The organism is Ruminococcus flavefaciens (assembly GCF_900143025.1).
Lineage (GTDB): Bacteria > Bacillota > Clostridia > Oscillospirales > Ruminococcaceae > Ruminococcus > Ruminococcus flavefaciens_I.
Genome location: NZ_FRCT01000003.1, coordinates 298356 through 307621 on the forward strand (window position 1 = coordinate 298356; position 9266 = coordinate 307621).

A 9266-nucleotide genomic window follows, 5' to 3' on the forward strand; every position below is an offset into this window, starting at 1 on the left:
ATGTACACCTTTTCCTTTGTATGCAAATTCGTGGCTTTATTATTCATTATACTATCTAATACAGATCAGTTCACAGATTAGTATTGATTTGAAAGCACATCACAGTGTATAATTAGTGTAATATCCCGTTATAAGGAGCAGAAAATATGAAAAAGAAAATAACAGCAGTCCTTGCGGCTGCAATTGCAGCTACAGCTGTTGGAGCAACAGTATCGGCTGCAACTGTTTATAGTCCCGATACACTGAAAAAGCTTGGCAGCTTTCTCCTCGGAAAGGATACTGCCGAGGAATCAATGGACGTAAACAGCGACAAAACTATCGACATATTTGACATGGTGGAGATGCGAAAGGCTGCTTCATCAACAAGCGGAGAATTCACCTCATCTGTAATAGCTCCCACAGAAAAAAACGTGAACTATATAAACAGAAATGCTGTGATAGACGGCGTTACTTGGCTTGTACAGAGCGGTGCGGCTGTTGAATTCAATATCACAAGCGCAAAATCCGCTTCTGTGGTGATAAAGGGCGATAATGCAATAAATAACGGCGATAACTACCGCCCCCGTTACGCCGTGATCGTTGATGATAAGATAATACTTGACGAATGTCTCAGCAAGAAGGAAAAGGCTGTAGAGCTTTTCAGCGGTGATACTCCGAGAAATGCCACTGTAAAGGTAATACACCTTTCCGAAGCAAACAACGGTCCCATAGGCATAAGTGCGATAAATGTTGTCTCAGATGCCGCTTCACCCGTTACACCTACTCCCGAAAAGGAGCTCCATATCGAATTCGTCGGCGACTCAATAACCTGTGCATACGGCGTTGAGGGCAAGGATCAGTATGAGGGCTTCAAGACCTCTACCGAAAACTTTATGAAGTCATACGCTTACCTTACTGCTCAGAAGCTCGGTGCGGAGTACAGCACAGCCTGCTACAGCGGCTACGGTGCGGTATCAGCATACTCAGGCGACGGAAACAGGAACACAAGCGGTCTTATCGGGAGCTGCTACAACAATATAGGCAATACCGACGGCTACAATATACCGTGGTCACACTCCGATCACCCGGTTGACGTTGTTGTTGTGAATATAGGTACTAACGACCATACCTACGTAAGCAAGGACTATGATAAGAGAGGTCCTGAATTCACAGAGGCTTACGTTGAACTTCTTGCTTCGATACACAAGGCTCAGCCAAAGGCTTATATAGTCTGCACTGTCGGCACTATGGGCTGCGCCGAGATGTACCCATATATAGAGGAGGCTATCAAGCAGTTCAAGACTGAAACCGATATCGGCGACAGGATAATCTCTTACCTCTCTGCTACACAGGACATGAACAACGACGGTCTTGGCTCTGACTGGCACCCTACCTACGCTACTCAGCAGAGATCCGCAGCTGTACTCACAGACAAGATATGCCGCCTTATAGGCAGAGAGTCGGATCAGGTAGGACTTGACGTTTCAGCCGATGCAGAGTATAAAGCAGTTCTCAATGAAAGTTCCGGAGCTAATGCAGCCACCTATTTCTCGGATTATGACAGATCATTCTGGGTAAATGTAGTCACAGGCGGCAGCAAAGCAGAAGACGTACAGAGTGTACTCTCCCCTATCAGCCTAAAAAAGAACGGCAAATACAAGCTCAGCTTCAAGGCAACTGCTCCCGAGGGAAGCAAGCTCCCCGTTCAGGTAAGAAGCAAGGACGGTTCTGCTGTCTACTATGACGGTTTTTTCACTTCCAACGGCGAAAAAACACCTTTTGAAGCCGAATTTTCTGCTGATTCCGACGACGCTTCTGCCGAATTTTCAATATCCTTCGGCGGGAAAGACTATTCCAGCGTCACTATATATGAGCTGAAACTTATCAAGACGGCATGAAGCTCTTGACAATATCCGAATATTGGTTTATAATATTATATAAACTTTTTTCAGCTGTGGCTGAGGGACGGAGGAAAATGTGGAAAGAAACAGGATAATCTCTTTATTTCTTGCTTTTATTGCAGCAGGTCTGGTTGTTCTCGCAGGCAAATCATGTATGGAAGACATAGTTGAGTCCAACAAGGAAGCTCGTGCAAAAAAGTCAGCAACACAGGAGGAATTCCACCTTATCACAGAGGATAATATATTCTCATCTGATTCGGTGCAGCTCCCTTCCGAAGGTCAGTCAGCAGCTTCTCAGACTGAGGAAGAAGGCACTACAAGGGAATACATGACAGTTACAAATATTTTCGGCGAGGTCGTTGAAACTGTACCTGTAACAAGCCCCGAGGAAGCAAATATGCCTACAACTACCCTTTCTATACTTGACGAGTATAATCAGGGCAGGACTGAGGCTGAAGTTACTACGACCTATATCAAGCCTGCTGATAAGATCGTTATAGAAATGAACTGATATCAATTTACGGAGGAAATAACAATGGTAGTTATTGAAATGGAAAACGGAAAGAAAATAAAGATAGAGCTTTATCCTGATATTGCTCCTATTTCATGCGAAAATTTTGAAAAGCTCGTAAAGCAGGGCTTTTATGACGGACTTACATTCCACAGAGTTATACCGGGATTTATGATACAGGGCGGCTGTCCAAACGGCACAGGCACAGGCGGTCCCGGCTGGCAGATCAAGGGTGAATTTGCTGCAAACGGTGTTAAAAACGACCTCAAGCACACAAGAGGAGTACTCTCAATGGCTCGTTCAATGATGCCAAACTCAGCAGGCTCACAGTTCTTCATAATGCACGAGGACGCTCCTCACCTTGACGGCAACTATGCTGCATTCGGCAAGGTAATAGAGGGTATGGAGGTAGTTGACGAGATCGCAGAGTGCGCTACAGACTACAACGACAAGCCTACAACTCCACAGGTAATGAAGAAAGTTACTATTGAATGATCGAAAATTAATCAAGGGCGGATTTTATCCGCCCTTAATTTATATACACAGATATCTGCTAAGTGGGTTTATGAAAGCCAGTGCAATTCCCGATACAAACGCTATGCTGATCTGTTTCGGAGTACGATAAAGTACTGCAACGGCTGCTGCAAATATAACAGTATTTACCCAGCTTCTGAACGTAAAATAAAATCTTCCAATGCTAAAGCAGTATACTGCCATTACATAAATTATCAGTGCACATATGACTATTGATACGACCTTTCCGCTTTTTGCGTACCAGCATACAGCTCCCAGAACAGGTGAAACAGCTGTAAGCAAATACCATTTCATCATATAGTCCGACGGGTCAAAGCCAGCAAAGATGATAGTATACAGATGATAAGAAATACACATTCCCGCAAAGAAAAGAAAAACGTTTATTGCGGCTTTTATCGGATTAAAGCTGAATACAGCTATCGCCAGAGCGATGAGCAGCCATATTGCCATTTCCGAAAATAAAATCCCGAGGTCAAGCTTTTCAATTATCCTATGCCACCATATATCGCTGTCTATTTCAAGATTATCCAGCCATTTTGCAAATATTCCCAATCCTGTTCCGAATACCAGAACCAGAAATGACATCAATACAGTCAAGGGCTTATTGGATATTTTCAGCGGCTGCCTTATTTTGTTAAGTGCTTCTGTCATTAGTATGTCTCCTTTTGAATGTAATCTCACTAAATTATATCTCAAATGCAAACTTTTGTCAATAAACAGCAGTAAAAAACAGGCTCCGCTTTAACCGTGGTACTTATATAGAATTTTATACTTTTTATCGGGGGATAACCCTTTTTCAAAAGGGTTTCCCTCAATACAAGGTACAAAACTGCTATATGGGTATCGTGGTCAAAGCGAAGCCTGTTTATTATATCTTTACTTCAGGTAAGAAGCGAGTCCGCTTATATTCTGCTTTCTTATCTCTCCTGCGACAAGTCCTGCAACTATATTTGCGCCCTTTTCGCAGAAGTGGGTACCGTCTGTAGAACCTGCAACTGCTCCCATAAGGTGATAGCTCTTGGCTGTATCATAGCCTACAGAGTTGTAGTGGTTCACCATAAGGGTATTGAGGTCGATGCATGGCACACTATACTTCTTTGCAAGATTATAGCAAGCAGTATTGTAATTGGTATAGCTGTTTGCAAATCTGCCGTTGGAGTAAGCCTTCATACCGATAGTAGTCGTTACCAGTATGGGAGTTGCGCCCTTATCCTTCGCAGACTTTATGAACTGTGTCATATACCACTCGTATGAGCCTGATGACGGATTATCAACATTTCCGCAGGTAGGAGCATATCTGTCCGCATTTGAAGCACCTGCATCATTGATAGCAAACTGTATCATTACGAAGTCGCCCTCTTTAAGACTGTCCGCAATAGTCTGCCATCTGCCCTCATCGTAGAACTTCTTTGAGCTTCTTCCTGCTATCGAATGATTTGCAACAGTTATATCGCTGTTGAAATAGCTCTGCATATAGTAGCCCCATCCCTGCTGCGGAGCATAAGACTCACGGTAGCTCTGTACAGTTGAGTCGCCTGCGATATAGAGAGTATGCTGACCGCTGCCTGTCTGCTGCTGTTCCTGTGAAGGATCGTATATCTCGGCATATGGCTCATCTGTCTGTATAAGCTCGATATAATCAAGGTTAGGACCACCCTCAGACATTGCCGACTGGAAAACAAGAGTATTCTTTCCTGCCTTCAGCGGAAGAACTATTCCGAACTCGTTCCAGTCCGTCCATGATCCTGTACCCGGGAACGACTGCATCCAGCAGGTATCAAAATTATTGTTGACAAATATCTTCATCTTGCGGTCATTTGTTGAACCATTTGCAAAGCGGATATGTGTCATGTAGTTTCCGTCCTGCGGAACATCAACTGTGAATGTGATATTGCTGTCGGTCGTATTGTCAAGATTTACATAGCCGTCAGACCTTGTATAGCCTGCATTGATTGTCTCGATAACACCGTTTGTCCACACCTGATCTACTGCGAAATACTTCACAGGAACAGGAGCGGTTGTGGTTGTGGTTGTGGTAGTTACTGTCGTTGTTGTAGCAGATGATGTTGTGGACTGAACAGGTATAACTATAATAGGTGTTGGTAGCTGATTAATTCCAAGGAGACAGGTCTGTATGAACTGAGCGTCCTTTACAGTCATTCCGTCACCGACGCCTGTAACATCTGCATTCATTCTTCCGTAAACTGTAAGAGCATTGCTGTCAGTGCCGCCTACACCGTACTTGTTAGGATTTGCAAGAGCCTGCATTATAAGTACGATATCAGACATATCTACCTCGCCGTCGCAGTTAGCGTCGCCGTATTCTATTGTGAAATCGAAAGGAAGAGATGTTATATTTTCAGGCTCTGTTGTTATGACTGTAGTAGTCGTGACAGTCGTTGTGGTGGTAGTCGTAGTTGTCGTTACAGGAACAGTAACAACAATATCATCTACCTCTATCATTTCCCACTTCTGGCAGGCGTGACCGTTTACCGCACATTGCTGGATATTTGCGCCGTTGTTTGTGTAAGCACTTGCTACCTCAACGGCAGAAGCGTCACGGGAAGCTCTTGTGAGGATAGTAACTGTACCGTCGCCGTTATCCTGGAACTTGAAGAACTGGTCGCTGTAGCCGTTTTTGTCAGCGACTACCATATTAGCACCGTTGTCCTTGCTGCCATTGTCAACATAGAGATAAAGTTCGGCATTGCTTGGCTTTATGTAGAAATAATCGCCCGTAGCCTGTACGCACTTCCATGTATTATGGGGCTGTGAGGCGGTTGCGCCCCACTGCTGAACATTTGCGCCGCTTGATGTACTTCCGTCAGCAACTTCCATGTAAAGACCGCTGTTTACGTTCTTGAACATATAGCTAACGTCAGACTTGGGGTGGATAGGCTCTCTTGCAGGTGTCTGGAGCTCCTCCTTCATTATCTCTGCTATCTTCTGAGCACCCTTTTTGCTCTGGTGAAGATCATCGGCCGAACCGTTAGCCTGTATAGCGTAATATGAAGCCATTCCGTCATAGCCCACGGAAAGTCCGAAGTTCTGCCACTTAGTAAACAGATCAATTACCCTGACATTCTGCTCGCTGCCTATCTTGTCAAGCGAACCGCCAAACCAGCGCCCCGTAAGAAGCGGACTGCGCTGAAGATCTCCTCGTCTGCCCTGCTGCTTGACAAGCACTACCTCCATGCCCTTAGCCTTGGCACGCTTTACCATATCCGTAACAGTCTTATAATACTCATCTTCGTTTGAGTAGTTCTTATCGTTTATACCAATGGAAATTATATAATAATCCCCTGATTTGCCGTAGGTCTCGATAGGTGCAAACTGTCCCGCATCAACAAATCCCTTTGCGTACTGTCCGCTGGTAGCCATATTGCGGACATCATATGTACCGCCGTCAAAGAACTGTCCCCAGCCGTGCTGAGATGTGTCGGCACAGTTATAATAATTGGCAACTGTAGAGTCTCCGCATATCCATACCGTAGGCGGCATTACTCCCGTATCATTGAGCTGAGTTATCTCAACTGCGGCAATAGACTGCTCTCTGTTGCTCATACCATCAACAGCCTGTATATTGAGCTGTCCGTCGGTAACAGGAAGCTTTACAGTCTCGGTAGCCCCTCTGCCTGTAAGGTTCATCATCTGTACCATGCCTTCAAGCTTGATAGTGGTACGCGGTGCATTGCCTATAGTCACCTTTACCTCATACAAGCCCTTTGGTACATCGACATTGAAGGTATTTCCCGAGCCGTAGTTATTGAATTTTACCGCATCTGCAAGAACTCCATTGCCTCCTGCGGATACATTTGAAACGTTGTAGGTCTGGGCAAAACCGTAGCCCCTTCCTGCGTTATAGCCGTCAGTAGCGGACACTCCCGTATAGCCGCCTGCTGCACCGCTTCCGCCGAAGTCAAACTTCCAGTTGCCCGAAGCTGCCTTTGCTCCGGTCGGTCTGAACGCATCTGCCCCACCGAGTCCTGCAAATGCAGAAAGGGACAGTGCAAGAGAGGTAAGACCGCTGAGCAGTTTTTTTGTTTTCATAAAACTCCTCCAATTCCGTACAAAATATGTACAATTTCTCTATTTTAATTATATCACCGAAAATTTCCAAAGTCAACACAATACATATGCAGTTTTGAATTTTCTTTACTGTTTTTTGTATCATTTTAACAACAATCCTACATATATTAATACAACGGTATCCCAAATATCATTGCATTAGTACCATACAGTTCTAACAGTAACATTTCATCTTGATTATATGGTAAAGTCAATAGTACCGATAGGTTCTAAAACTTACCATAAGGAGATGATACCTGTGTACTTTCAAAGACTGAAAGACCTGCGTGAGGACAATGATATGAACCAGACTCAGATAGCGGAACTGCTGCACACAAGCCAGACCGTATATTCACGCTATGAACGAGGGTATCGTACTATCCCCGTGGAACATCTGCTCATTCTTGCGGATTTCTACGGCGTTTCCGTGGACTATATCCTCGGAAGGACTAATATCAAGGAAATAAACAAGAATAAGAGAAAATGAAAGCCGTCTTCTGAAAGCTCAGTTCCACAGATCAGGGCAGACTGCTTGAAAGACTTGAGGTACTTCTCGACACAAAAGAATAAATATTTAAAGGAGAGATACTATGGACAGCAAAAATCCCCATGCAGGGCACAGGAGCCGCATGAGAAAACGTTTTCTTGCCGCTGGATATGATGCACTCTACGAGCATGAGCTGCTGGAGCTTTTACTGTTTTACGCCCGTCCTGTTGTGAATACGAACAACATCGATCACGCTCTTACCGATGAATTCGGCTCACTTGGAAAAACTCTCTCCACCGACAGGGACAAGCTCTGCGAGGTCGATGGTATGGGCAGCAGCGGCTCGCTCTTTATGAAACTCATGTACGATTTCGGTACAAACTACCTGAAACGCTCTCACAGCAGCGAGACTCTCAACACCGTCCAACAGCTTAAAAACTGTATTTCCGAGCAGTTCAGTGACTCACAGGCTAAGATATGCAGTATCCTCTGTCTCGGAGCTCAGTTTGAACTCATTCGCACTATAACTCTACCTGTCGATGATATCACCAATGGAAGCATATCCCCGAAGGAGCTTGCAGCTATGATACTAAAAAGCGGTGCTTTCAGCATCTGTGTAGGACTCAATCACGGCAACGCACTTCCGCTTCCCAATGACAGCGATTTCACTGTTACAAGGATCTTTGCGGAGCTTCTTTCCGCAGTCGGCATAACCTTCCGCGACTGCATAATCTACGGCAGTAAAAACAGTTTCTCCATGCGCACAAACGGCGCATTTTCATTCAGATAGTATGGCAGATAAAGACATAAGATCCCGCAGAGAGCTTCTCAGGAACAAATACAGTGAAAAAGGCTTCGATGCACTTACCGAAGAGGAAAAGCTTGAGCTCCTGCTTTCATACTCATGTTCGGGCGATCCCCGTCAGCTTGCTGCGGAGCTTCTCAGCGAATACGGCAGCATAAATGCTCTTGCCGATACAGACATTGAACTGCTTATGAAGGAGAAAAAAGTCAGCGAGCAAGCAGCAGTGCTCATAAAGCTTATCCCATGTCTCAGCCGAATTCTCTACGCCGAACGCTTCAAAATAACGACTCTGAACAGCTCCGAGGCAGCTAAAAGCTTCTTCCGAAGCCATTTTATCGGCGCTGTAGGCGAGCAGCTCATAATTACAGCTGTAAACAAAAGATTTCGTGTTGTGAACACAAAGATACTTGCATTCGGTTCGCCGTCGCAGACCTATGCTTCTTACCGTGACATTGCGGATTTCGCTGTAAAAAGCAGCTGCAATGTGTTCTTTATAGCTCACAATCACCCGCAAAGCATTTCAACTCCGTCGGACAGTGACATACTATTTACGAAAAATGTTGCAAATGCTTTTATGAGACTTGGTGCATTTATGGCAGACCACATAATAATAGGCTCTGACAGCGCTTTTTCATTCAGAGAAAGCGGACTTATCCCCGAATTCTCAAACACACCGCTTAAAGGCTATATATGCAAATAAAAAAGCTCCCTTAACCTCGATACCCATATAGCAGTTTTGTAGTATTTATTGAGAGAACCCCTTTTGAAAAAGGGGCTTCTCTCAAACTCTCTCCCTAAAACTTTCAGTTTTATTTTTTCTCAGATAGGGCACACCCTGCATTACTTGCGGGGCTTTTTTATTTTCGGTGTGCCCTATCTGAGAAAAAATCAGCTAAAAAAGTCTTTGGAAAGGGGTTCGGGGGAAAGCCTTTCTTCAGAAAGGTTTCCCCCGATAAATAGTATAAGCTTCTATATGAGTAC

At 44.6% G+C, this 9266-nt stretch carries 8 protein-coding genes; 6 read left to right on the top strand and 2 right to left on the bottom strand.

Translation table 11 applies throughout. The annotated features are described in order from the left end of the window. Positions 1-146: 146 nt before the first annotated feature. The 3 genes from BUB28_RS05150 (at position 147) to BUB28_RS05160 (ending at position 2886) form a co-directional block, all read left to right on the top strand. On the top strand, positions 147-1877 hold the full coding sequence (locus tag BUB28_RS05150; RefSeq protein ID WP_072949507.1) for a GDSL-type esterase/lipase family protein: 1731 nt from the start codon (positions 147-149) through the stop codon (positions 1875-1877). 79 nt (positions 1878-1956) lie between these two features. Continuing rightward, positions 1957-2391, top strand: a complete 435-nt coding sequence (locus BUB28_RS05155) for a hypothetical protein (protein WP_072949509.1) — start codon at positions 1957-1959, stop codon at positions 2389-2391. A gap of 24 nt (positions 2392-2415) precedes the next feature. Further along, positions 2416-2886 (top strand): peptidylprolyl isomerase, encoded by a 471-nt coding sequence (locus BUB28_RS05160; protein WP_072949511.1) that lies wholly within the window; start codon positions 2416-2418, stop codon positions 2884-2886. A 39-nt stretch (positions 2887-2925) separates the two neighbouring features. Here the strand turns inward: BUB28_RS05160 and BUB28_RS05165 are convergent, their stop codons facing one another. Then, positions 2926-3576 (bottom strand): hypothetical protein, encoded by a 651-nt coding sequence (locus BUB28_RS05165; RefSeq protein WP_072949513.1) that lies wholly within the window; start codon positions 3574-3576, stop codon positions 2926-2928. 225 nt (positions 3577-3801) lie between these two features. Beyond that, entirely contained in the window at positions 3802-6975 is a 3174-nt protein-coding gene (locus tag BUB28_RS05170; protein WP_072949514.1) for a GDSL-type esterase/lipase family protein, read from the bottom strand. 220 nt (positions 6976-7195) lie between these two features. Between BUB28_RS05170 and BUB28_RS05175 the strand changes: the two genes are divergently transcribed. The 3 genes from BUB28_RS05175 to BUB28_RS05185 all read left to right on the top strand — a co-directional run bounded on the left by BUB28_RS05175 (position 7196) and on the right by BUB28_RS05185 (position 8985). Beyond that, positions 7196-7480, top strand: coding sequence for a helix-turn-helix domain-containing protein (locus BUB28_RS05175; protein WP_347497280.1), 285 nt, complete (start codon positions 7196-7198; stop codon positions 7478-7480). A gap of 103 nt (positions 7481-7583) precedes the next feature. Next, entirely contained in the window at positions 7584-8270 is a 687-nt protein-coding gene (locus BUB28_RS05180) for a JAB domain-containing protein (RefSeq protein ID WP_072949518.1), read from the top strand. 1 nt (position 8271) lies between these two features. Then, the gene (locus BUB28_RS05185) at positions 8272-8985 is read left to right on the top strand and encodes a JAB domain-containing protein (protein WP_072949520.1); all 714 of its coding nucleotides are present in this window, start codon (positions 8272-8274) and stop codon (positions 8983-8985) included. The last annotated feature ends 281 nt before the right edge of the window (positions 8986-9266 follow it).